The organism is Nocardioides sp. CPCC 206348, from assembly GCF_048654705.1.
Classification (GTDB): Bacteria; Actinomycetota; Actinomycetes; order Propionibacteriales; family Nocardioidaceae; genus Nocardioides.
Genome location: NZ_JBMCZA010000220.1, coordinates 15,852 through 16,283 on the forward strand (window position 1 = coordinate 15,852; position 432 = coordinate 16,283).

The window sequence follows — 432 nt, forward strand, 5'->3', positions numbered from 1 at the left end:
GCCGTAGATCGCCTCGGTGACGGGGTGCTCGACCTGGAGGCGGGTGTTCATCTCCAGGAAGTAGAACGACTCCTTCTCGGGGTCGTACAGGAACTCCACGGTGCCAGCGCCGATGTAGCCCACCGACGTGGCAGCAGCGCGCGCGGCCTCGTGGATCGCCGTCCGCGTCGCGTCGGAGAGACCGGGGGCCGGTGCCTCCTCCACCACCTTCTGGTGGCGGCGCTGCAACGAGCAGTCACGCGTGCCGAGGACGACGGCGTCCGAGCCGTCGCCGACGACCTGCACCTCGACGTGGCGGCCCCGCTGGACGTAGGGCTCGACGAAGACGGTGCCGTCGCCGAACGCCGACTCCGCCTCGGCGGACGCCTTGGCGACCTCGCCGGCGAGGTCCTCGAGCCGGGTGACGACCCGCATGCCGCGACCGCCACCTCC

The 432-nt window shown here is 71.8% G+C and carries 1 pseudogene; it reads right to left on the reverse strand.

The annotated features are described in order from the left end of the window. A pseudogene (locus tag ACOADB_RS24640) lies at nucleotides 1–414 on the reverse strand (acetyl/propionyl-CoA carboxylase subunit alpha); the annotation flags it as partial. Nucleotides 415–432: the final 18 nt, after the last annotated feature.